This is a genomic window from Aureimonas altamirensis (assembly GCF_023702225.1).
Lineage (GTDB): Bacteria > Pseudomonadota > Alphaproteobacteria > Rhizobiales > Rhizobiaceae > Aureimonas > Aureimonas altamirensis_B.
Genome location: NZ_JAMQCO010000005.1, coordinates 81,494 through 101,846, shown reverse-complemented (window position 1 = coordinate 101,846; position 20,353 = coordinate 81,494). Strand labels below are relative to the sequence as shown.

Below are 20,353 nucleotides of genomic sequence, written 5' to 3'. Positions count from 1 at the left end.
CCGCATATGATCCTTTCCTCCGCACGCCTTGCCCTGCGCGACATCGTCTCGCAGCCATTTCGCTCGACCTTGTGGAAGGTGCTCGGCCTGACGGCCGTGGTGCTGGTGGCGCTGTGGTTCACCGTGCGGTGGCTTTTTGCGGCGGTGGCCATCCCATTCTTCGCCGGCTTCACGCCCGACATGCCGGCCTGGATCGACAATGCCGGAGCTTTCGCCGGCATCGCGGCGGGCATCGTTCTGGCCTTTCTCATGGCTTTCCTGATCGCGCCCGTCAGCGCAATCATCGCCGGGCTTTTTCTCGACGACGTTGCCGAGGCGGTGGAAAGGAAGGATTATGCGGACCAGCCGGAAGGGCGCGCCTTGCCGCTGGTGCGCGGCATGGTCCTGTCCGTCAAGTTCTTCGGCATCGTCATCCTGGGCAACCTCATCGCCTTCGCGCTGCTTTGGGTGCCTCTGGTCAATGTCGGGGCCTTCTTCGTGGTCAACGGCTATCTGCTCGGCCGCGAATATTTCCAGTTCGCGTGCCTGCGCTATCGCTCCGAAGACCAGGCCGCCGCCATGCGCAACCGGAATGGCGGGCGCATCTTCATCGCCGGCCTGGTCATCGCCGCCTTCCTTGCAATTCCCATCGTCAACCTGCTCACGCCGCTCTTCGCCGCCGCGATGATGGTGCATCTGCACCAGAAGCTTTCGCGGCGCGAAGGCGGCGTGCCGCAGCCTGGCCCCGCCCAGGTGGAAACGCACTAACCTTCAGCCGTCACAGGCGGACGAGGCTGCTCTCCGGCGGGCCGCGTCTCCAGCGTCACCAATGGAGCCGGCACATCCGTCGTCTTGACGTCGGCCTTGCACAGGTCGGCGATGATGCAGGCCGGGCAGTCGGGCTTGCGTGCCTTGCAGACATAGCGTCCGTGCAGGATCAGCCAGTGATGGGCATGGCGCAGATAGCCGTGCGGGATGATGCGCAGGAAATTGCGCTCGACCTCTTCCGGCGTCTTGCCCGGCGCGATCCCGAGCCGGTTGCCGATGCGAAAGATGTGCGTGTCGACGGCCAGCGTCTCCTTGCCGAACGCCGTGTTCAGAACCACATTGGCCGTCTTGCGGCCGACGCCGGGCAGGGCTTCCAGCGCTTCACGCGTATCGGGCACCTGCCCGCCATAAGTCTCCACCAGCGCCTTCGACAGCAGCCACACATTGCGCGCCTTGTTGCGGAACAGGCCGATCGTGCGGATTTCCTCCCTGATGGCGTCCTCGCCCAGCGCCACCATGGCGGCCGCATTGTCGGCTTTGGCGAACAGGCCGCGTGTTGCCCGGTTGACGCCGGCATCGGTGGCCTGCGCCGAAAGCACGACCGCGACCAGGAGCGTAAAGGGGTTGCTGTGTTCCAGTTCCGGCTGCGGCTCGGGCCGCTGCACGGCGAACCTGCGGAAGATCTCGGCGATCTCCGCCCGGCTGTACGGAATCCTCGGCGCACGGGGCGCCCTCTTTTGCGCTGTTGGCGCCATGGTGTATCCTGCCTTGTCAGTCTGCCCGACAGGTGAACCGAGGATGCCGGACGAGGAAAGCGAGAACCCCAACGAGCGGCCGCTTTTCCACGCGCTGCTGACGCCCTATCGCTCGTTGGGGCGCACGGGATTTGCCGTCGTCATGGTCGGCTTCGGCGGCATCAGCCTTATCACGGGCCTGTTTTTCCTGTCCCACGGAGCCTGGCCCATCTTCGGCTTTTTCGGTCTCGATGTGCTGGCCCTGTGGATCGCCTTTCGCGCCAACTACCGTGCCGCCCGCGCGCGGGAGGAAGTCAGCGTATCGCGCACGCGCCTCACGATCCGCAAGACCTCGCCGCGCGGCGAAGTCCGCGAAGACAATTACAACCCGTTCTGGGCCCGGTTCGACGTGCAACGCCATCACGAATTCGGCGTCACGCGGATGGCCGTCTCCGGCAGCGGGCGCGCCACCGAGATCGGCTCCTTCCTGAACCCGGACGACCGGGAAACCTTCGCCTCCGAGTTCGGCCGCGCCCTGGCAACCGCCCGGCGCGGCTAAAGCCGGCTCAGCCCTCCAGAACCTCCTTCGACGCCACTGAAGAATCGGCGTTCAGGCTGTAGACGATGGGTACGCCCGTCGCGATCTCCGCATTGACGATCTCGTCCGGCGACAGGCCCTCCAGCGCCATCACGAGCGCGCGCAGCGAGTTGCCGTGCGCCGCCACGATGACGTTGCCGCCACCCAGGACACGCGGCTGGATGGTGTGGATATAGTAGGGCCAGACACGCGCCCCGGTATCCTTCAGGCTTTCGCCGCCCGGCGGCGGCACATCGTAGGAGCGCCGCCAGACATGGACCTGCTCCTCGCCCCATTTGGCGCGCGCATCGTCCTTGTTGAGCCCGGAAAGATCGCCATAGTCGCGCTCGTTCAGGGCCTCGCTGTGCTCCGTCGGGATGTCGGCCTGGCCGAGCGTCCCCTGAAGAAGCGACAGCGTACGCTGTGCGCGGGACAGGTTGCTGGTGAAGGCATGGTCGAAGTTCAGGCCCGTCGCCTTCAGCCGCTCTCCGGCGGCCTTGGCTTCCTCCACCCCTTTCTCGGTCAGGTCCGGGTCGCGCCAGCCGGTAAACAGGTTCTTGAGGTTCCAGTCACTCTGGCCGTGTCTTACGAGAACGAGGGTCCGCACCATTTGAGCTCCGTTGAATGTCAGATCGAAAGGACGTCACGCATGGAATACAGGCCGGGCGCCTGCCCGCCTGCCCAGAGCGCCGCCTTGACGGCGCCGCGCGCATAGATGGCGCGGTCGTCGGCGCGATGCGCCAGTTCGATGCGCTCGCCCTCCCCCGCGAAGATGACGGAATGGTCGCCGATCACCGAACCGCCCCGCAGCGTGGCGAAGCCGATGGCGCCGGAGGGTCGTGGCCCGGTATGGCCGTCGCGCACGCGCACCGAGGCATCCGCCAGCGCGACCCCGCGCCCGGCGGCGGCTGCCTCGCCCAGAAGCAGCGCCGTGCCGGAAGGGGCGTCCACCTTGTGTCGATGATGCATCTCGGCGATCTCGATGTCGAAGCCGTCGGCGGCCAGCGCGTGCGCCGCCCGCTCCACCAGGACGGCCAGCATGTTGACGCCGAGGCTCATATTGCCGGATTTCACGATCCGCGCCCCCGATGCCGCGGCCTTTGCCACCGCGGCATCGTCCTGTGCGGAAAAGCCGGTCGTGCCGATGACGTGCACCAGGCCGTGCTGCGCCGCCAGTTCGGCGACAAAGATGGAATAGGCCGGCGCAGTGAAGTCCAGGATCCCGTCGGCATCCGCCAGGACAGGCTCCAGCGAGTCGGTGACGGCCGTGCCGATCTCGCCGAGGCCGGCAAGCTCGCCGGCATCGCGCCCCAGCGCGGAAGAGCCCTTGCGCTCGATGGCGGCGGCCAGGGTGACGCCAGGCGTTTCCTCGATGACGCGGACGAGGTTCTTGCCCATCCGTCCGGCTGCCCCCAGAACGACGAGTCTCATCCGATATCCTTCCCCATCGTCGCGACGTCTACTCCCTGCGTCCCGACAGGCCGATCTCGCCGGCCGCCTGCAGGCTGTGGAACTTCGCATACAGGCTGCCACCCCGGGCAACAAGGTCGGAATGGGTGCCGCTTTCGGCCACACGGCCGTTTTCGACCACCAGGATCTGGTCCGCGCCGACGATCGTCGACAGGCGATGCGCCACCACCAGCACGGTCTTCTCGCGCATGATCTCGGTCAAGGCGCGCTGGACGAGCGTTTCCGACTGGGTGTCGAGCGCCGACGTCGCCTCGTCCAGGATGAGGATCGGCGCGCCGCGCACCAGCGCCCGGGCGATGGACAGGCGCTGACGCTGCCCGCCCGAAAGCGTCATGCCGTTTTCGCCTACCGGCGTATCGTAGCCGAGGGGTTGGGCCAGGATGAACTCCTCCGCCTGTGCCATGCGGGCGGCGGCTTCGATCTCTTCATCCGTGGCGTCGAGACGGCCGTAGCGAAGATTGTCGCGTATGGTACCCTCGAACAGCACGGCCTGTTGCGGCACGTAGGACACCTGCGCGCGCAGCGATCGCTTGGTGACGCCGGCAATGTCCTGCCCGTCGATGGTGATCCGGCCCGACGACGGCTCGTAGAAGCGCTCGATCAGGGACAGGATGGTAGACTTGCCGCCGCCGGATGCGCCGATGATGGCCGTCGTGCGGCCGGCGGGGGCCGTAAAATCGACCTGCCGCAATACGGGCTCGCCGGCCGAATAGGCGAAGCTGACATTCTCGAAGCGGATTTCGCCGCCGCTGACCTTCAGGTCCGGCGCGCCGGGCGCATCGGGCTTGCGGGGCTTGAGGTCGAGGATTTCGTAGATCATTCGCGCATTCACCAATGCACGCTCCATCTCCACCTGCAGCCGCGCCAGCCGGCGGGCCGGGTCGTAGGCCAGCAGAAGCGCGGTGATGAAGGCGAACATCGCGCCCGGCGAATGACCGTAGACGATGGCGCGGTAACCGGACCAGCCGATGACGCCTGCGACGGCAAGGCCGGCGATGGTTTCAACGATGGGGCCGGAGCGTTCGGTGATGGCGGCGATGCGGTTGGCGCGCTCCTCCGCAGCCTCGACCAACCGGTCAGTCCGCTGGCGCAGCGGCTCTTCCATGGTGAAGGCCTTGACTACCTGTATCCCCTGCGCCGCCTCCTGCATGGAGCCGACCACCTGGGCATTGAGGTCGATGGACTGGCGGGTGGCGCGCCGCAGCTTGCGCGACAGGCGCCCGATCATGATGGCGACCGGCGGCCCGGCCAGAAGGGCGATGCCCGACAGGACGGGGTCCTGCCAGATCATGACCCCGATCAGGAAGACGAGGGTCAGGAGGTCCCGCGCCAGCGAGGTGACGGTGAGGTTCAGCGTGTCGCGAACGCCCGTCACGTTCTGGCTGATGCGCGCCGCAAGCTGCGCCGAGCGCGTCTCGCCGAAGAAATCGACCGAAAGCTCGGTGAGATGGGTGAACAGGCGCTTCTGGTAGCGCGCGACGATGTCGTTGCCGATACGGGCCAGGATCACGCCCTGGATGTAGCTGGCGACGCCACGGATCAGGAAGGCCGCGAAGACGGCGAGCGGCAGCGTCAGCAGCACGGCGCGGTTGCGTTCGACGAAGATCTCGTCGATCACGTCTCGCATGATCCAGGCCAGAAAGGCCGTCGACAGCGCCACGAGGACCAGGCATGCGATGGCGATCGCGTAACCCTTGATGTGCGAGCGCCCGTTTTCGGCCAGGATGCGCCGCAGCAACTTGAACGCCTCGCCCCTTTCCTGCCCGTCGGCCAGCGAAAGGTTCTTCTGTCTACTCACGGCCGGCTCGTCCCGTTCATCGTGCCGCTCGCTTTAGAGCATTTTATCCGCCCTGTCAGGCAGCCCAGCGTCGTCCGCTGGTTTCCAGGCCGAAGAAGCGCGGATTGCGCGCATAGGCCGCCATGCCGACAAGGGCCGCCATCGTTTCCGTCACGGCAAACAGCGGCATGTCGCGCAGGAGGGCGGAATGCGGCGCCTTGTCCTCGAAGGCGGCGCGCACCAGTTCCGGCTCGATCAGCGGCACGATGCGCTGGAATATCCCACCGGCGATGTAGACCCCGCCCCGGGCCATGAAAACCAACGCCAGGTCGCCCGCGACGCGCCCCAGACAGGTGGCGAATAGACGGACCGCCTCCAATGCCTGGGCATCGCCATCGCCGGCCGCCTGCGTGACGTCGGCCGGATCGGCGTGCCGGCGCTCCGCTCCATCGGCCGTGCAGATGGCATGATAGAGATTGACCAGACCCCGGCCGCTCAAGACCTCCTCCGCGGAAACGCGCCCCTCGATGCGGTCGAGATGGGGCCATATCTCCAGGTCGCGGCCGGTCCGCGGGCCAAGGTCGATATGTCCGCCCTCGCCCGCGACGGGGATCCACATGCGCCGGGCCCGGACGAGGCCGGCGACGCCGAGCCCGGTTCCGGGGCCGAGGACGACGCGGCTGGCCCCCTCGCGCGCGATGCCCCCGCCGATCTGCTCGCGCCCGGTTTCCGGAAGGGCGGAGACGGCCAGGGCCTGCGCCTCGAAATCGTTCATCACCACGATTTCCTCGAAGCCGAGGTCGCGCATCAGCACCTTGGGACGCACGATCCAGGGGCTGTTGGTCAGGTCGATCTCGTCGCCGTCGATGGGGCCGGCGATGGCCAGCACCGCGGAATTCGGCTGAACGGACGTCTTGTCCAGCACGGCAGCCTGGATGGCGTCGTCGATGTTCCCGTAGTCCGCCGTCTTCACCACGGGGAACACCTTCGGTTCGGCGAAGGCATCCACCAGAAGTGCGAAGCGCGCGTTCGTGCCGCCGATGTCGGCCAGGAGGATCGGGAAGCGCAGCGCTTCGGCACTTTCATGGGTGGGGGTCATGTGCAGGAGACCTAAATCGATTGAAGAAAGTAGAGATAGAGGGAAGGGGCGTTGGACAAGCGCCTATCGCGTCAATGTGACGGGCGTTGAGTGGGTATGGCGATGCGTCCGGGCGCGGCCGACGCCGAGGCGGTCCCGGCGTCGGCATCGAGCACGGTGGCGCAGGCCCGCGGCAGATCGGCCATCGTCAGAGGCGGCTTCGGCTTGTAGGGCGGGGCATCGGGCGGCGGCGGCTGCAGCGCGACATCGAACCACCAGTCCAGGTCGTCGCAGCCGTCCTCCCGGCCGACGGGCGCCTGTCCGTCGCAGGCAGCGTCGCCCGGCGGGCAGAACATCCGGATATGAAAGTGATAGTCATGTCCGTAGGTGGGACGCACCTTGGCCAGCCACGCACGATCGCGCCCGGCCGTCCGGCACAGCTTGAGCTTGATGCCCGGATGCACGAAGACGCGCTGCACCTCGGGCGCCTTGGCGACGCGGCGCAGGAGCTTGAGATGTTCCGGCCGCCACAGGCTTTCGTCCACATGCAGGGTCTTCGGGTCGATGAGGCTCTGCGGGTCGAGGCCGTCGCGCTCCGCGTCGCTCAGCCGGCGCTGCGGCATCGGCGTCAGGTAGACATCCGCATCGAGGCCAATCTGGTGCGATGCATGGCCCGACGACATCGGACCGCCGCGCGGCTGGGCGATATCCCCGATCAGGAATCCGCGCCACCCGTCCTTTTCGGCCGCCTCGGCCGACAGGTGCTGCAGCAGGGAAATCATTGCCGGGTTGCCCCAGGCGCGGTTGCGGGACGGCCGGGTCATCTGCCAGGTCGGCCCGTCCTTCGGCATCGCCGCCGCGCCGGACAGGCAGCCCTTGGCATAGAAGCCGATGCTGCGGCTGGCCATGGCCGCCGGCTGCGTCCGGGCGCCGAACAGGTCCTTGGCCGCCGGCGCGGCGATTGCGGGCCCGGCAAGGACCGCCAGGAAAGCGACGCCGAGCGACACGAGGGAGCGGTTCATGATCACCTCCGCATCATGAGCCGCCAAGTGTGGCCGTGCAAGGATGCGCGGAGCTTGCCCCCAATCCCGGTCCCTGCCCTGACCGAAGGCGGCTTCCACAAGACTAGAGGCCGGTCGCCTCCAGTATACGCAATCTCGCAGCCATTGCGGCGGATACGCTGTCATGGATTTCACCGGCGAAGTCCGCCGGCATTCCGGCAATTGCCGCCTCGGAGGCCTGGACGGCCTCCTCGAGAAGATCGGACACAACCTGCCGTATGATCGTCTGGCCGAGCCCGGCTTCCTTGCCGGTTTCGATGAAATGCCTTCCGACGATCTTGATGATTTCGTATTTGCGGCTGTTGCCGACCGACATGGCGAGCTTGAATCTATTGCGCGGTATCTGCCTCTCATCCAGGGCTGGCTGCGCCGACAGCACGTCATAGAAGGGCGTGAGCCCGTATCTTCCTTCCGGCCGAAGGAAAATGCTGAAATTCTTTCCATGCCCGTCCGTGGCGCCGATCAGCCAGTTCGTGATCTGGGCCTTGAAAAACGCGGCTTGATCCTTCAGCGGCTCGTCCGCGCTCTGCAGCAGTTTTAGGCCGTCCACAATGCCGGGGCCGCCATTATTCTGATATTTCAGGGCCGAAGGTGTGCCGGTGGCTTGACAGAAATCCTCTTGAGGAAGGCGCAACAGGTGCGATCCGTCGCGCCAGATCCGATCGAATCGCTCGACGGCCAATACCCGGCGTTTCCCGAAGGTGAGGATCTGGCTCCTGGCCACTTCAAAGCCGAGCGCGCGCATCAGCTCCAGGCAATAGTGCTCGTTATCGACGCTCGCCTTCATGTCGATCATTCCGAAGGCGGTAGGAATTTGACCGAGCTGAGGCTTCAGGATGTGGGTTGTCGGCGTCGTGCCGAGCGGACGCATCCATCGCCCCTCGTGAAAGAGCAGCGCAGTCTTTTCCTGCGCTCCCGCAACGGAAATACGAAATTCCTGATCGGGTTCGATGCCCAGCGGAGCCTGCTCGAGATTGGCGAGAATTCGCTCTATTTCGTCCTCGCTCAGCGGCTCGCCCTTCACATCGGGCACGGTGCCGGGCAGCTTCCCGTCGGGAAGGAATTGCATCGCGCCGACGCAGTCGCGTCCGATGCTTTCGAGCAAGCTATAGTAGTCGGTACTTTGCGCGCCGACACGCTCGGCGACGCGCTTGCGGACATTCGGGTCGTCGGGAAGCAGATTGTCGAACACCGCAGTGACTGGCGCGCCGGTATAGGCTGTCTCCCGCAGGGGAAGCGAAAGCGAGATCGCAAAGCTGTGCTCCCAATCGAGCCAGCTTTGATCGTATCGATACCGAATTGCCCCATTTGCCTCTTTGACAAGACGACCGACGAGGCGATTGTTGATCACCACATCGAGTGGCGCGCGTGTCTTGCGGCGGCCCATCAGAATATGTCCTCGACGCCTTTTTCACTCTTGCCGGATCTTTCCCCGACGGTGATCTCGAGGTTGAGCGCGGCAAGCAGGGCAAAGATCGTCGAAAGCTTCGCACCCTCCTGCCCGCTTTCGATTACGGACACTTTTTCCTGCCGCATACCGGCAAGATCGGCGAGTTGCGTCTGCGTGAGCCCGCGTTGCGTACGGGTACGTCGAATTGCATTTCCCAGTTGCCTGGGCGATCGAGCGATGAGCGGCATGGACAATCTCCTGCTCCCATTATGCCGCAAATCGCATAAAGCGCCAGTATGTCATTTCACGCATAAAAGAAGTTTATGCCGGATTCCGCATATCAATGCTTTATGCTGAATCCGACATAGACCGGCTGGGGTGACCGGACGTCAGGTCCGCAGTGTGCCGCCGGTCGCCTTGGCCACCGCTGCCACGATCTTCTGTGAGACCGCTTCCAGGTCCTCGTCGGTCAGGGTCCGCTCGGCCGGCTTCAACGTCACCTCGATGGCGACGGATTTGCGCCCTTCGCCCAGCGACGCACCGGTGAAGACGTCGAAGACGCTGACCGACGACACGAGCTTGCGGTCGGCACCCTCGGCGGCACGGACGAGTTTCAGCGCCTCCACCGCCTGGTCCACCACGAAGGCGAAGTCGCGCCGCACGGGCTGGAACGGCGAAAGCTCCAGAACCGGCTTCGTCCTGGTGGCCTTGCGCCTGCCCTCCGGCAGCGCGTCGAGGAACACCTCGAACCCGGCATGGGCGGCCGATAGACGCATCTTCTTCAGGACGCGCGGATGAAACTCGCCGAACTCGGCCAGCGTCACCTTCGGCCCGAGCTTCAATCGGCCCGAGCGGCCGGGATGATACCAGGAGCTGGCGCCCGTTTCGACCTGCAGTCGATCGGTCGGCACGCCCGCAGCCTCCAGCACCGCCATGGCGTCGGCCTTTGCGTCGAAGACCGAAACCGGGGCGGCGTTGCCGGCCCAGTTGCGCCCCGCGCCCGTCGGCGCTGCGGTGCCGCGCCGCAGCCCGGCCGCAACGCGCAACTGCCCGGCAGGCGTATCGTCGCGGTAGACGTGGGAAACCTCGAACAGCGCAACATCGCCGTAGCCGCGCGCCGCGTTGCGCCCGGCCGCCGCCAGAAGGCTGGGCAGAAGCGAGGGACGCATGTCGGTCAGTTCCGCGGCGATGGGGTTTTCCAGTTGCAGCTCTGGCGCGCCGCCACCGAAGGCCACGGCCTCCTCATGCGGAATGAAGGCGTAGGTGACCGTTTCCAGCATGCCGCGGGTAGCAAGAGCGCGCTTGACCAGCCGATCGCGCATCTGCGCCGTGGTCAGCACGCGCCCCGCCACGGCGCCTTCGCGCGGCAGCGGCTGCGGGGCGATCGCATCCACGCCCGTCAGCCGCATCACCTCTTCCACCAAATCGGCCTTGCCTTCCACGTCCGGGCGCCAGCTCGGCGCGATGACGCCTGCGCCGTCCGCGTCTCGGGCCGTCACGGCGAAGCCGAGCCTTTCCAGCAACTCGACCTGCCGGTCCGGGGAAATGTCCAGGCTCGTGAGCCTCTTGACCTCGGTAAAGGGCAGGCGGATTTCGGCAGGCGCATCGGCGCGGTGCGGAACCACGACCGGTTCGCTGGGCTCGCCGCCGCACAGATCGAGGATCATGCGCGTGGCAAGGTCCAGTCCCGGCTCCATGAAGGCCGGGTCCACGCCGCGTTCGAAGCGGTAGCGCGCATCCGTGACGATGCCGAGGGTACGGCCCGTGCGCGCTATGTCCAGCGAGCGCCAGAGGGCGGATTCCACCAGCACGTCCACGGTGCCCTCGTCGCAGCCGGAATGCTCGCCGCCCATGATGCCGCCGATGGATTCCGGACCCTTGTCGTCGGCGATCACGCAGACGTCCTCGTCCAGCGCATAGGTCCGCCCGTCCAGCGCCAGGATCTCCTCGCCCGGCCGGCCCTGCCGCACGGTGAGTCCGCCGGAAACCTTGGCCGCGTCGAAGACGTGCAGCGGGCGCCCGCGGTCGAAGGTCAGGTAGTTCGTGATGTCCACCAGGGCGTTGATCGGGCGCAGGCCGATGGCACGCAGCCGCTTCTGCATCCATTCCGGCGACGGACCGTTGCTGACGCCCCGCACCAGCCGCAGGGCGAAGCCCGTGCAGGTCGGGCTTTCCACGTGGATGGCCACGGGGCACGGGCCAGCGCCCTCGATCCGCTCGACGGCGGCATCCTTCAACCGGCCGAGGCCGGCGGCCGCAAGGTCGCGTGCGATGCCGTGGATGCTGGTGGCATCCGGCCGGTTGGGCGTCAGGTTGATTTCGATCACCGGGTCGGACAGGCCCGCATAGTCGGCGAAGGCCGTGCCGACGGGCGCGTCGGCCGGCAGGCTGATGATGCCGTCATGCTCGTCCGAAAGTTCGAGTTCGCGCTCCGAGCACATCATGCCGAAGCTTTCGACGCCACGGATCTTCCCGACGCCCAGCGTCGTGTCGATGCCCGGAACGTAGGTGCCGGGCAGCGCCAGCACGCCGACCAGGCCGGCCGCGGCATTGGGCGCCCCGCAGACGATCTGCAGCGGCTTGCCACCGTTGACGCCCGATCCTGCGTCGACGCTGAGCACGCGCAGCTTGTCGGCGTCCGGATGGGGCTGTGCCGTGAGGACACGCGCAATGGTGAAGGGTCGGAACACGGCCCGGTCGTCGACATGCTCGACCTCGAGGCCGATGGCGGTCAGGCGTTCGGTGATTTCGCCAAGGCCCGCCTCGGTGTCGAGATGGTCCTTCAGCCAGGACAGGGTGAACTTCATATCGGGAATCGCGATCGTATCGGAAAAGGAAGGATGGGTTCAGTCGAGCCGGCGGGCGACGCCGCGCGCTGCCTGCCGGCTCGCGGCATTGGCGTGCACGAAACGGTAGATCGACAGCGCCAGCACGGCGAAGACGAGGTTCAGAAGGATGATCGTCGTCCAGCCCAGCGTATCGCCCAGCACGAAGCGGTCGACCAGCGTCGGCAGGACGACGCCCACGGCAAGGCTTGCCAGCGCCGCCGGCGTACGATCCAGCTGATGGTACAGGAAGGCGAACAGGGCGACGGTGACGAGGCCGAGCACATAGGCGCCGAGGGAGGCGACAGCCACCACGAAGGGCGTGCCGGCGAACAGCCAGGCCAGCAGGCCCGTCAGCACCGTGCCGAGGACGGCGCCGGCCAGAACCGCGATGCATTCCAGGATCATCATCTTCATCGCCGTCGCCCCTTCCAAGGTCAGTTGCTGCTCAACCCGCCGAACAAGGTCGGGATATCCAGCGGACGGAAGCCGTAATGCTCGAGCCACCGGACATCCGCGTCGAAGAAGGCGCGCAGATCGGGCATGCCGTATTTCAGCATGGCGATCCGGTCGATGCCCATGCCCCAGGCGAAGCCCTGGAACTCGTCCGGGTCGAGGCCGCTGAGACGCAGCACGTTGGGATGCACCATGCCGCAGCCGAGGATCTCCATCCAGTCCGTACCCTCGCCGAAACGCACCTCGCCGGGGCGTGAGCGGTCGCACTGGATGTCCACCTCCATCGACGGTTCGGTGAAGGGGAAGAAGCTCGGCCGAAAGCGCATCTGGACCGAGGGCACCTCGAAGAAGGCGCGGCAGAACTCTTCCAGAACCCACATCATGTTGGCGATGTTGGCCTTGCGATCGACCACCAGCCCTTCGAGCTGGTGGAACATCGGCGAATGCGTCGCGTCGGAATCCTGCCGGTAGGTCTTGCCGGGGATCACGATGCGGATGGGCGGCTTCTGGCTTTCCATCGTGCGCACCTGCACCGGGGACGTATGGGTGCGCAGTACCTTGCGCGCCCCGTCCGGGCCGGGACGGAAGAAGAACGTGTCGTGCATCTCGCGCGCGGGGTGCCCTTCCGGGAAGTTCAGCGCGGTGAAGTTGTAATAGTCGGTCTCGACGTCCGGCCCTTCGGCGATGGCGAAGCCCATGTCGGAAAAGATCGCGGTGATCTCGTCCACGACCTGGCTCAGCGGATGCAGCCGCCCCGCCGCCAGCGCGGAGGGGCGCAGCGGCAGCGTGACGTCTACCGCCTCAGCCGCCAACCGCGCCTCGATCGCGGCATCGGCAAGCGCTTCCTTGCGCGCCGCCAGGGCCTGCTGCACACGATCCCGCAGGCCGTTGAGCGCAGGTCCGGCTTCGCGCCTCTCGTCAGGCGTCATCCGGCCGAGTCCCTTCAGGAGCTCGGAAATTTCGCCCTTCTTGCCCAGCGCGGCCAGCCGCACGTCTTCCAGCGCGGCTTCGCTTGCCGCCGCCTCGATCTGCGAGAGGGTGCGCGCCTCGATGGCCGCAAGATCGCTCGCCATGGTCGTGTCCTGCATGATTCCCCTGCCGGGTCCGTCGCGCCGCATTGTACGCCGCGCGCCGCCCGCCTGTTTCTTCCGATGTCATGAGCTTCAAGCACAAAGCATGCGAACGCGACAAGGCCCGCACGCGGCATCCGCGGCGGGCCTTGTCGCTTTTAACGGTTCGGACTGTCCCGATGCTGCCGGGACAGTCCGGCAGGACGCCGTCGTCAGGCGGCGCGCTTTTCGCCGACGGCACGCTCATAGGCGTTGTCGTTGCCGTCCTTGAGGTAGGCGAGAGCCGACTTGGCCTGCTCGACCAGCGCCGCGAAGGCCTCCGGCTCGTGGATGGCGATGTCGGACAGGACCTTGCGGTCGACCTCGATGCCGGCCTTGGTGAGGCCGTCCATGAAGCGGGCGTAGGTCAGCCCATGCTCGCGGACGCCGGCGTTGATGCGCTGGATCCACAGGGCGCGGAAGTTGCGCTTCTTAACGCGGCGGTCGCGCGTGGCGTACTGCTTCGCGCGGTCGACGGCGGCCTTGGCGGCGCGGATGGTGTTCTTGCGGCGTCCGTAAAAGCCTTTGGCGGCCTTCAGAACCTTCTTGTGCTTGGCGTGGGCGGTAACGCCTCTTTTGACACGTGCCATGATATCGCTCCTGAATCTCTAAACCTTGAGGTGTCCCGGCCCGCTCAGCGGTCGTAGGGCATGTAGGTCTTGACGATGCGCTCGTCCGGCTTGGACAGGATCATCGTTCCGCGCGCATCGCGGATGAAGTCGTTGGAGCGTTTGATCATGCCGTGGCGCTTGCCGGCGGGCTGGGCCTTGACCTTGCCGGTCGCCGTCATGCGGAAGCGCTTCTTGGCGCTCGATTTGGTCTTCATCTTGGGCATTTTGCTCTCCTTGATGGATGTGGCGACGGCGGCGGTCCCGAAGGACCGCCGTTCGGCATTACCGAACGTGTCGCCAAGCATTAGGAGCCGCCACGGCATGCCCTGCCGGACGGCTCTCAATTGAACGCTGGGGCTTATAGTCTGTCGTCCCCGGCATGGCAAGCCCGCCATTCGCGATGGCCGGCACAAGCCGGGATGGCGCGCGCGTCAGCCGCGCGGCGCCAGAACCATCATCATCTGACGGCCTTCGAGCTTGGGCTCGGCTTCGACCTTCGAGATTTCGGCCGTCTCCTCGCGGACACGGTTCAACAGCTGCATGCCAAGTTCCTGGTGGGCCATCTCGCGGCCGCGGAAGCGCAGCGTCACCTTGACCTTGTCGCCGTCCTCGAAGAAGCGGCGCACGGCTTTCATCTTGGTCTCGTAGTCATGATCGTCGATGTTCGGCCGCATCTTGATCTCCTTGACCTCGATGACCTTCTGGCGCTTGCGCGCCTCGGCGGCCTTCTTCTGATTCTCGTATTTCAGCTTGCCGAGATCGAGGATCTTGCAGACGGGCGGATTGGCCGTAGGCACGATCTCGACGAGATCCAGTCCGGCCTCTTCCGCAAGGGCCAGGGCCTCGGCGGTCGGCGTCGGACCACGGTTCTGGCCGTCCGCATCGATCAGCTGGATCTGCGGAACACGAATTTCCCGGTTGGAGCGCGGTCCTTCCTTCTGGGCGGGCGGGGCACGAAACGGTCTGCGAATGGTCGTTCACTCCTGTTGTTGACGACATATGCGAAGCTGCGCGACAACGCACGCAACCCAGCCCGGTCCGGCGAGCCCCCTTTCGGCGGCACGCCGGCCTCGGGCCGATCACCTTTTCGATATAGCACGTCGCCCGGCGAGTTTCACCCGTCTACCATATTATTTGCTTGAAGACCGACACGGAGCAGCCGGATGCAGTCACAGCCGAACGCCGAATTCTTCACGCCTGCCGGGCCCGAAGGCAAACGGCTCGCCTGGCTCGGCCGGCCCGGCCGGGCGCCGACAGTCGTCTTCCTCGGCGGCTATCGTTCCGACATGCGGGGCGCGAAGGCCGAGCGCCTGTCGACCACCTGCGACAAGGCGGGCCTCGGCTTTCTGCGCTTCGATTATCGTGGCCACGGCGAATCGTCGGGGCGCTTCACCGACCTGACCATATCCGACTGGCTGGACGACGCCGCCGACATCGTATCGGCGAAGACGGAAGGGCCGCTGCTGCTGGTCGGATCGTCGATTGGCGGCTGGATCGCGCTTCTGCTGGCGCGGCGGATGCAGGCGCGCATGGCCGGGATGCTGCTTCTGGCGCCGGCGCCGGACTTCACCAAGCGGCTCGTGGAGCCGTCCCTGACCGCTGCCGAGTGCCGCGACCTTGCACGCCACGGCTTTATCGAACGCGCTTCGAACTATTCGCCAGAACCGACCGTCTACACCAAGCGGCTCCTCGACGACGGCTTGTCGCAATGCGTGCTGGACGGGCCGGTGGAGACGGGATGCCCGGTCCACATCATCCAGGGGATGCAGGATCCGGACGTGCCCTATGCCCATGCGCTGGAACTCGTCTCGCACCTCCCCGGCGAAGGCGTGACGCTGACGCTGGTGGCCAATGGAGATCACCGCCTCTCGCGCGAGGAAGACCTTCGGCGGATGGATGCCGCTGTCCTCGATCTGGCATCCGGCAAGGTGAGCGGATAAATTTTCGCCTGCCCGTGATGTTAATGTCACATTAAGGCCATCCGGCTCGTCAAACTCCAGACCGGACCCCGCGGGACTGCCTGAATCGTCGCGGTTTGCACCGCAACGACGGAGCCCGGACTATTGCACCTGCGAAACCGAAAATACGCCGATCGTCGGTCCGATCTACATCCAAGTCGGGCACCCTCCACCAGCGGAGATGTTGACCTTCTTCGCCCCTGGTCCGACCATTCCATGCAGGGTTCGGGGACGACGAGGGGTTCGGCTTCCATGGGCAGGCTACGCGCGCTACTTGCGATTGCGATCGCATCGGCCTTGTGTGCAGGTGCGATATTGCCTGCACAGGCCCGGTCCCTGTTCATGCCGCTCGCCGGCCCGACCACGCAGCCCATCGGCCATTTCGACTATTGCAGGCGCCAGCCCCAGGAATGCCGGCCGCCGGCAGGGGTGGCGCCGGGCCCTCTGGTGCTTTCGGCCGGTCTTCTCCACCTCGTCGCCGGCATCAACCGTGAGGTCAATGCCGACATTCAGCCGGCATCGGACTGGGCCATGCACGGACAAGAGGAATATTGGAGCGTGCCGGTGGACCGCGGAGACTGCGAGGATTACGCGCTCCTGAAACGCAAGCGCCTGGTCGAGGCCGGCCTGCCGGCCGGCAACCTCCTGATGACCGTCGTGCGCAAGCCGGACGGCGAAGGCCACGCCGTGCTGACGCTGACGACGCGCGACGGCGACTTCGTCCTGGACAATCTGGATGCGCGGGTGCGCGGCTGGGGCGATACGCCCTACACCTACCTCAAGCGCCAGGATTCGGCCGATCCGGGCCGCTGGGTTCGCGTCGGGGGCGATGCCCCGGTCCGGCTCGCATCCGGGCGCGATGCCCGCGTCGTGCCGGCGGCGCTGCGCTGACGGGGTGAGGCAATCAGGCTTCGTCTTCCTTGTCCGGCACTTCCTCCTCGACGCCCGGTATGACGTAGGCGCCGGACAGCCAGCGGTTGAGGTCCACGGATTTGCAGCGCGGCGAACAGAATGGATAGGTCGCGCGCTCGGAGGGCCGGCCGCATTCCGGGCAGGCCCGCTTGGGCCGCAGCGGCGTTACCGCGCCGGTCATTGAGCCGCCATGCCCTGCCGGAAGCCTTCGCCCGCAAGTAGCGCCAAAGTCTCGTAGAGCGGCAGGCCCACCACATTGCTGTAGCTTCCCACCAGGCGTACGACGAAGCTGCCCGCCAGCCCCTGGATGGCGTAGCCGCCGGCCTTGCCGCGCCACTCGCCGCTGGCCAGATAGCGGTCCATGTCTTCGCGCGTCAGACGCTTGAAGCGGACCCGCGTCTCCACCAGCCGCTGGCGAAGCCGCCCCGACGGTCCGATCACGCAGACGCCGGTATAGACGCGGTGCGTACGGCCGGACAGGATGCGCAGGTTGGCGTGCGCATCCTCGATCAGTTCCGCCTTGGGCATGACTTGGCGTCCGACGCAGACGACCGTATCGGCGGCCAGCACGAAGCGGCCGACCCGCTCTTCCAGGCGCTCCAGCACGGCTGCGGCGGCCTCGGCCTTGCCCTGGCTCAGCCGCTTGGCGAGCGAGCGCGGATGCTCGGACCGATGTTGCGTCTCGTCGATGTCGGCCGGCAACAGCCGCTCGGGCTCCAGGCCGACCTGCTGCAGCAGTTCGAGCCGGCGCGGCGACGCCGAAGCGAGAATCAGATGCTGCGACTGGGCCATGCGACGCGTGCCCGGCTTACTTGAAGCGATAGGTGATGCGGCCCTTGGTCAGGTCGTAGGGGGTCATCTCGACGAGCACCTTGTCGCCCGTCAGAACGCGGATGCGGTTCTTGCGCATGCGCCCTGCCGTGTGCGCGATGATTTCGTGATCGTTCTCGAGCTTGATGCGGAATGTCGCGTTCGGCAGCAGCTCGGTTACGACTCCGGGAAACTCGAGAACTTCTTCTTTCGCCATGCGTGGTCCTGACCTTGGATCGGGGTTCGGCCGAGGCCCGATGCGGGCCGGCCCATTGGAACGAGTCGAGGCCGGCTGCGCACGGCGCGGCCGACCCGTGATGCAAATTCACGCGCCCTAAATCGTGCGGAACGAGGAAAAATGCAAGGCGGGAATGGATTTGCCCGAACGATCGGCCATGCTCAGCCCGAAATCCTCTCCACATCCGCGCCGCAGGCGACGAGCTTCTCTTCCAGCCGCTCGAATCCACGGTCGAGATGATAGACGCGGTTGACCGTCGTTTCGCCTTCCGCAACCAGGCCGGCGATCACCAGCGACACGGAGGCGCGCAGATCGGTCGCCATAACCGGGGCGCCGGCAAGCCGCGGCACGCCCTCAACCCGGGCGACCTGTCCGGCAAGCGAAATCTTCGCGCCGAGCCGGGCCAGTTCCTGCACATGCATGAAGCGATTCTCGAAGATCGTCTCGGTGATGTTGGAAACGCCGCCGGAGCGCGTCATCAACGCCATGAACTGGGCCTGCAGATCGGTCGGAAATCCCGGGAAAGGGTCCGTCGTCACATCGACCGGGGAAATACCCGCACCGTTGCGCCGCACCCGGATTCCGTCGTTCAGTTCGGTGATCTCGGCCCCGGCCTGCCGCAAGGCATCGAGTGCGGAATCCAGCAGGGAGGCGCGCGTGCCGGCCAGCGTGACGTCGCCGCCGGCCATGGCGGCGGCAATGGCGTAGGTGCCCGTCTCGATCCGGTCCGGCAGCACGCGGTGACGCGCTCCGGACAGGGCCGCGACGCCCTCGATGGTGATCGTGGATGTTCCAGCGCCCGAAATGCGCGCGCCCATGGCATTCAGGCAGGTGGCCAGGTCGGCCACCTCAGGTTCGCGCGCGGCGTTCTCGATCACGGTTTCGCCGCGGGCCAGCGACGCCGCCATCATCAGGACATGGGTTGCGCCCACCGACACTTTGGGAAAGCGATACCGCGCGCCGACGAGGCCGCCCTTCGCCTCGGCGACGACATAGCCCTGGTCGATATCGATTTCGGCGCCCAGCGCCCGGAGCCCGTCGATGAACAGGTCCACCGGCCGGGTGCCGATGGCGCACCCACCGGGCAGCGAGACGCGAGCCTTGTGCATGCGGGCCAGCAGCGGCCCGATCACCCAGAAGCTCGCCCGCATCTTGGAGACGAGTTCGTAAGGGGCGGTCGTGTCGACGATGGTCCGCGCGGTGAAGTGGATCGTGCGTCCCTGCGAAGGGTCCTGGACCAGGCGCTTGCCCGACACCGCATAGTCGACGCCGTGATTGCCGAGAATGCGGATCAGCTGTTCCACATCCGCCAGATGCGGTACGTTCTCCAGCGTCAGCGTATCGTCCGTCAGGAGCGAGGCGATCATCAGCGGCAGCGCGGCGTTCTTGGCCCCGGAGATCGGAATCGTGCCGTTGAGCGCGTTACCGCCCCGAATGCGAATGCGGTCCATTCTTCGATGTCACCCCTGCTTTGCGGAACAGCCCGCCTCAGTACACGAGTGCGCCATGCCGTTCAAATTCCCCCGAAATCGGCACGGACGCTGCGCCCCTATTGTGGCCGAATGAGTACCGTTGCGCCGAAGACGAACAGGGCCGCCAGCGCGATCTTCCAGAAGTCGCCTCGCCGGCGCAGGCCGGGCAGGCCCAGCGGCCGAATCACCTGAACGGCCATCGCCACGATCAGGAGCGCCGAAATCACCTTCGTCATGGCGTCTTCACCGGTCGCTGTGCCCGAGGCTGCGCCCCGGGTCCAGCCGGTCGCGCACGCGTTGCTTCAGCACCTTCGCCTCCGGGAAACCGCCATCCGCCTTGCGCTCCCACACGGAAACGCCATCGCAGGCGATCTCGAAGATGCCGCCGGTTCCGGGCACCAGAGCCACCTCGCCGATATCCGTGCCGAAGGTCGACAGAAGCTCCTGCGCCAGCCATGCGGCGCGCAGCAGCCACTGGCATTGGGTGCAGTAGGTGATCGTGATGCGCGGCGTGTTCGCCATGGGCAGACCTCCGGTGTGGAAACACCTTCTAGCCTGCGACAGTTTGTAAGTCTTGTTTATTGTTAGTGCACTAGTTATATGCCCAACATGCAAAACACGGACCATGCCTCCCGAGCCGAGTTGACGGACCTCGTCATCAAGACGAGCCGCCGCATGCGCACCCTGTTCAACGCCCGCGTCAGCGAGCGTGGACTGACCTATCCGCGCGCCCGCGCTCTTGCCGAACTGGCCCGCCATCCGATGCCGACGCAGACGGAGCTGGCCTGCCAGCTCCAGCTCGAAAGCGCGACGGTGGTCCGCCTTCTGGACGGAATGGAGCGGCTGGACCTCATCGAGCGGCTGCCGTCCCCCGGCGACCGGCGGGCGAAGATCGTTCGGCTCACGCCGGCGGGGCGCAAGGCGGCAGCTGCCGTCTCGGCGGCATCCGACGACATTCGCGACGTCGTGCTGGCCGATATCGACGACCGGGAGATCGTGGCCGCCCTGGCCGTCATGCGGCGCATGGCGCGGGCCATCGAGGCCGTTTCCCACCCGGGAGCGTCCGACGATGACGAATGAAACCGCCGCCCCGGACCGCCCCCTGCGCACGCTGCCGGCGCCCGCGCC

General features: G+C 66.3%; 25 protein-coding genes. 5 read left to right on the top strand and 20 right to left on the bottom strand.

Features of this window, described 5'->3' with window-relative positions; translation table 11 throughout:
- Nucleotides 1-6: 6 nt before the first annotated feature.
- Complete coding sequence (locus tag NDN16_RS09970) at nt 7-747, top strand: sulfate transporter family protein (RefSeq protein ID WP_251113477.1); 741 nt, start codon at nt 7-9, stop codon at nt 745-747.
- Here the strand turns inward: NDN16_RS09970 and nth are convergent.
- Nucleotides 744-1,502, bottom strand: a complete 759-nt coding sequence (gene nth, locus NDN16_RS09965; protein ID WP_251113476.1) for an endonuclease III — start codon at nt 1,500-1,502, stop codon at nt 744-746. The genes NDN16_RS09970 and nth overlap by 4 nt on opposite strands.
- Before the next feature lie 43 nt (nt 1,503-1,545).
- Here nth and NDN16_RS09960 point away from each other — a divergent pair, with 43 nt between their 5' ends.
- Nucleotides 1,546-2,040: a DUF2244 domain-containing protein gene (locus tag NDN16_RS09960; protein WP_251113475.1), complete on the top strand. Its 495-nt coding sequence runs from the start codon at nt 1,546-1,548 to the stop codon at nt 2,038-2,040.
- A 7-nt stretch (nt 2,041-2,047) separates the two neighbouring features.
- Here the strand turns inward: NDN16_RS09960 and NDN16_RS09955 are convergent, their stop codons facing one another.
- The 13 genes from NDN16_RS09955 to infC form a co-directional block, all read right to left on the bottom strand.
- Nucleotides 2,048-2,668, bottom strand: a complete 621-nt coding sequence (locus NDN16_RS09955) for a 2,3-bisphosphoglycerate-dependent phosphoglycerate mutase (RefSeq protein WP_251113474.1) — start codon at nt 2,666-2,668, stop codon at nt 2,048-2,050.
- Nucleotides 2,669-2,685: 17 nt separating this feature from the next.
- On the bottom strand, nt 2,686-3,489 hold the full coding sequence (gene dapB, locus NDN16_RS09950) for a 4-hydroxy-tetrahydrodipicolinate reductase (RefSeq protein ID WP_251113473.1): 804 nt from the start codon (nt 3,487-3,489) through the stop codon (nt 2,686-2,688).
- Nucleotides 3,490-3,517: 28 nt separating this feature from the next.
- Nucleotides 3,518-5,326, bottom strand: coding sequence for an ABC transporter ATP-binding protein (locus NDN16_RS09945; protein ID WP_251113472.1), 1,809 nt, complete (start codon nt 5,324-5,326; stop codon nt 3,518-3,520).
- 55 nt (nt 5,327-5,381) lie between these two features.
- Entirely contained in the window at nt 5,382-6,404 is a 1,023-nt protein-coding gene (locus NDN16_RS09940; RefSeq protein ID WP_251113471.1) for a glucokinase, read from the bottom strand.
- 71 nt (nt 6,405-6,475) lie between these two features.
- Complete coding sequence (gene mepA, locus NDN16_RS09935) at nt 6,476-7,405, bottom strand: penicillin-insensitive murein endopeptidase (RefSeq protein ID WP_251113470.1); 930 nt, start codon at nt 7,403-7,405, stop codon at nt 6,476-6,478.
- 103 nt (nt 7,406-7,508) lie between these two features.
- Nucleotides 7,509-8,831 (bottom strand): type II toxin-antitoxin system HipA family toxin, encoded by a 1,323-nt coding sequence (locus NDN16_RS09930; protein ID WP_251113469.1) that lies wholly within the window; start codon nt 8,829-8,831, stop codon nt 7,509-7,511.
- Nucleotides 8,831-9,082 carry a helix-turn-helix transcriptional regulator gene (locus NDN16_RS09925; RefSeq protein ID WP_251113468.1) on the bottom strand — a complete coding sequence of 84 codons (252 nt, stop codon included), beginning with the start codon at nt 9,080-9,082 and terminating at the stop codon, nt 8,831-8,833. Before NDN16_RS09925 ends, NDN16_RS09930 begins: the two co-directional genes overlap by 1 nt.
- Before the next feature lie 141 nt (nt 9,083-9,223).
- On the bottom strand, nt 9,224-11,641 hold the full coding sequence (gene pheT / locus NDN16_RS09920) for a phenylalanine--tRNA ligase subunit beta (RefSeq protein WP_251113467.1): 2,418 nt from the start codon (nt 11,639-11,641) through the stop codon (nt 9,224-9,226).
- A 39-nt stretch (nt 11,642-11,680) separates the two neighbouring features.
- Nucleotides 11,681-12,076, bottom strand: a complete 396-nt coding sequence (locus tag NDN16_RS09915; protein WP_060608674.1) for a hypothetical protein — start codon at nt 12,074-12,076, stop codon at nt 11,681-11,683.
- A 20-nt stretch (nt 12,077-12,096) separates the two neighbouring features.
- Nucleotides 12,097-13,203: a phenylalanine--tRNA ligase subunit alpha gene (gene pheS / locus NDN16_RS09910; protein WP_251113466.1), complete on the bottom strand. Its 1,107-nt coding sequence runs from the start codon at nt 13,201-13,203 to the stop codon at nt 12,097-12,099.
- Nucleotides 13,204-13,397: 194 nt separating this feature from the next.
- Nucleotides 13,398-13,814 carry a 50S ribosomal protein L20 gene (gene rplT, locus NDN16_RS09905; RefSeq protein WP_251113465.1) on the bottom strand — a complete coding sequence of 139 codons (417 nt, stop codon included), beginning with the start codon at nt 13,812-13,814 and terminating at the stop codon, nt 13,398-13,400.
- Nucleotides 13,815-13,858: 44 nt separating this feature from the next.
- The gene (gene rpmI, locus NDN16_RS09900) at nt 13,859-14,059 is read right to left on the bottom strand and encodes a 50S ribosomal protein L35 (protein WP_039195541.1); all 201 of its coding nucleotides are present in this window, start codon (nt 14,057-14,059) and stop codon (nt 13,859-13,861) included.
- 207 nt (nt 14,060-14,266) lie between these two features.
- Complete coding sequence (gene infC / locus NDN16_RS09895; protein ID WP_251113694.1) at nt 14,267-14,806, bottom strand: translation initiation factor IF-3; 540 nt, start codon at nt 14,804-14,806, stop codon at nt 14,267-14,269.
- A gap of 192 nt (nt 14,807-14,998) precedes the next feature.
- Between infC and NDN16_RS09890 the strand changes: the two genes are divergently transcribed.
- Entirely contained in the window at nt 14,999-15,775 is a 777-nt protein-coding gene (locus NDN16_RS09890; protein ID WP_251113464.1) for an alpha/beta hydrolase, read from the top strand.
- Between the two features lie 270 nt (nt 15,776-16,045).
- Nucleotides 16,046-16,684, top strand: coding sequence for a transglutaminase-like cysteine peptidase (locus NDN16_RS09885; RefSeq protein WP_251113463.1), 639 nt, complete (start codon nt 16,046-16,048; stop codon nt 16,682-16,684).
- Nucleotides 16,685-16,697: 13 nt separating this feature from the next.
- Here NDN16_RS09885 and yacG read toward each other — a convergent pair whose 3' ends face one another.
- From yacG to NDN16_RS09855, 6 genes are all read right to left on the bottom strand, one after another.
- A complete protein-coding gene (gene yacG / locus NDN16_RS09880) occupies nt 16,698-16,886 on the bottom strand; it encodes a DNA gyrase inhibitor YacG (protein WP_251113462.1) in 189 nt (62 codons plus the stop codon).
- Nucleotides 16,883-17,497, bottom strand: coding sequence for a Maf-like protein (locus NDN16_RS09875; protein WP_251113461.1), 615 nt, complete (start codon nt 17,495-17,497; stop codon nt 16,883-16,885). Before NDN16_RS09875 ends, yacG begins: the two co-directional genes overlap by 4 nt.
- Nucleotides 17,498-17,513: 16 nt before the next feature.
- Complete coding sequence (gene infA, locus NDN16_RS09870; RefSeq protein WP_019994787.1) at nt 17,514-17,732, bottom strand: translation initiation factor IF-1; 219 nt, start codon at nt 17,730-17,732, stop codon at nt 17,514-17,516.
- 182 nt (nt 17,733-17,914) lie between these two features.
- Nucleotides 17,915-19,204 (bottom strand): UDP-N-acetylglucosamine 1-carboxyvinyltransferase, encoded by a 1,290-nt coding sequence (murA, locus tag NDN16_RS09865; RefSeq protein ID WP_251113460.1) that lies wholly within the window; start codon nt 19,202-19,204, stop codon nt 17,915-17,917.
- Nucleotides 19,205-19,302: 98 nt separating this feature from the next.
- On the bottom strand, nt 19,303-19,461 hold the full coding sequence (locus NDN16_RS09860) for a hypothetical protein (RefSeq protein WP_251113459.1): 159 nt from the start codon (nt 19,459-19,461) through the stop codon (nt 19,303-19,305).
- A gap of 7 nt (nt 19,462-19,468) precedes the next feature.
- Nucleotides 19,469-19,747: a SelT/SelW/SelH family protein gene (locus tag NDN16_RS09855; protein WP_251113458.1), complete on the bottom strand. Its 279-nt coding sequence runs from the start codon at nt 19,745-19,747 to the stop codon at nt 19,469-19,471.
- Between the two features lie 78 nt (nt 19,748-19,825).
- On the opposite strand from NDN16_RS09855, the gene NDN16_RS09850 reads away from it, so the two are divergent.
- Nucleotides 19,826-20,305 (top strand): MarR family winged helix-turn-helix transcriptional regulator, encoded by a 480-nt coding sequence (locus NDN16_RS09850; RefSeq protein WP_285292578.1) that lies wholly within the window; start codon nt 19,826-19,828, stop codon nt 20,303-20,305.
- Nucleotides 20,306-20,353 lie beyond the last annotated feature (48 nt).

Bases quoted from the DNA above. Each gene is read 5' to 3' on its own strand.
- NDN16_RS09970 (WP_251113477.1), top strand. From the start codon at position 7: ATGATCCTTTCCTCCGCACGCCTTGCCCTGCGCGACATCGTCTCGCAG.
- nth (WP_251113476.1), bottom strand. From the start codon at position 1,502: ATGGCGCCAACAGCGCAAAAGAGGGCGCCCCGTGCGCCGAGGATTCCG.
- NDN16_RS09960 (WP_251113475.1), top strand. From the start codon at position 1,546: ATGCCGGACGAGGAAAGCGAGAACCCCAACGAGCGGCCGCTTTTCCAC.
- NDN16_RS09955 (WP_251113474.1), bottom strand. From the start codon at position 2,668: ATGGTGCGGACCCTCGTTCTCGTAAGACACGGCCAGAGTGACTGGAAC.
- dapB (WP_251113473.1), bottom strand. From the start codon at position 3,489: ATGAGACTCGTCGTTCTGGGGGCAGCCGGACGGATGGGCAAGAACCTC.
- NDN16_RS09940 (WP_251113471.1), bottom strand. From the start codon at position 6,404: ATGACCCCCACCCATGAAAGTGCCGAAGCGCTGCGCTTCCCGATCCTC.
- mepA (WP_251113470.1), bottom strand. From the start codon at position 7,405: ATGAACCGCTCCCTCGTGTCGCTCGGCGTCGCTTTCCTGGCGGTCCTT.
- NDN16_RS09930 (WP_251113469.1), bottom strand. From the start codon at position 8,831: ATGGGCCGCCGCAAGACACGCGCGCCACTCGATGTGGTGATCAACAAT.
- NDN16_RS09925 (WP_251113468.1), bottom strand. From the start codon at position 9,082: ATGCCGCTCATCGCTCGATCGCCCAGGCAACTGGGAAATGCAATTCGA.
- pheT (WP_251113467.1), bottom strand. From the start codon at position 11,641: ATGAAGTTCACCCTGTCCTGGCTGAAGGACCATCTCGACACCGAGGCG.
- NDN16_RS09915 (WP_060608674.1), bottom strand. From the start codon at position 12,076: ATGAAGATGATGATCCTGGAATGCATCGCGGTTCTGGCCGGCGCCGTC.
- pheS (WP_251113466.1), bottom strand. From the start codon at position 13,203: ATGCAGGACACGACCATGGCGAGCGATCTTGCGGCCATCGAGGCGCGC.
- rplT (WP_251113465.1), bottom strand. From the start codon at position 13,814: ATGGCACGTGTCAAAAGAGGCGTTACCGCCCACGCCAAGCACAAGAAG.
- rpmI (WP_039195541.1), bottom strand. From the start codon at position 14,059: ATGCCCAAGATGAAGACCAAATCGAGCGCCAAGAAGCGCTTCCGCATG.
- NDN16_RS09890 (WP_251113464.1), top strand. From the start codon at position 14,999: ATGCAGTCACAGCCGAACGCCGAATTCTTCACGCCTGCCGGGCCCGAA.
- NDN16_RS09885 (WP_251113463.1), top strand. From the start codon at position 16,046: ATGGGCAGGCTACGCGCGCTACTTGCGATTGCGATCGCATCGGCCTTG.
- yacG (WP_251113462.1), bottom strand. From the start codon at position 16,886: ATGACCGGCGCGGTAACGCCGCTGCGGCCCAAGCGGGCCTGCCCGGAA.
- NDN16_RS09875 (WP_251113461.1), bottom strand. From the start codon at position 17,497: ATGGCCCAGTCGCAGCATCTGATTCTCGCTTCGGCGTCGCCGCGCCGG.
- infA (WP_019994787.1), bottom strand. From the start codon at position 17,732: ATGGCGAAAGAAGAAGTTCTCGAGTTTCCCGGAGTCGTAACCGAGCTG.
- murA (WP_251113460.1), bottom strand. From the start codon at position 19,204: ATGGACCGCATTCGCATTCGGGGCGGTAACGCGCTCAACGGCACGATT.
- NDN16_RS09860 (WP_251113459.1), bottom strand. From the start codon at position 19,461: ATGACGAAGGTGATTTCGGCGCTCCTGATCGTGGCGATGGCCGTTCAG.
- NDN16_RS09855 (WP_251113458.1), bottom strand. From the start codon at position 19,747: ATGGCGAACACGCCGCGCATCACGATCACCTACTGCACCCAATGCCAG.
- NDN16_RS09850 (WP_285292578.1), top strand. From the start codon at position 19,826: ATGCCCAACATGCAAAACACGGACCATGCCTCCCGAGCCGAGTTGACG.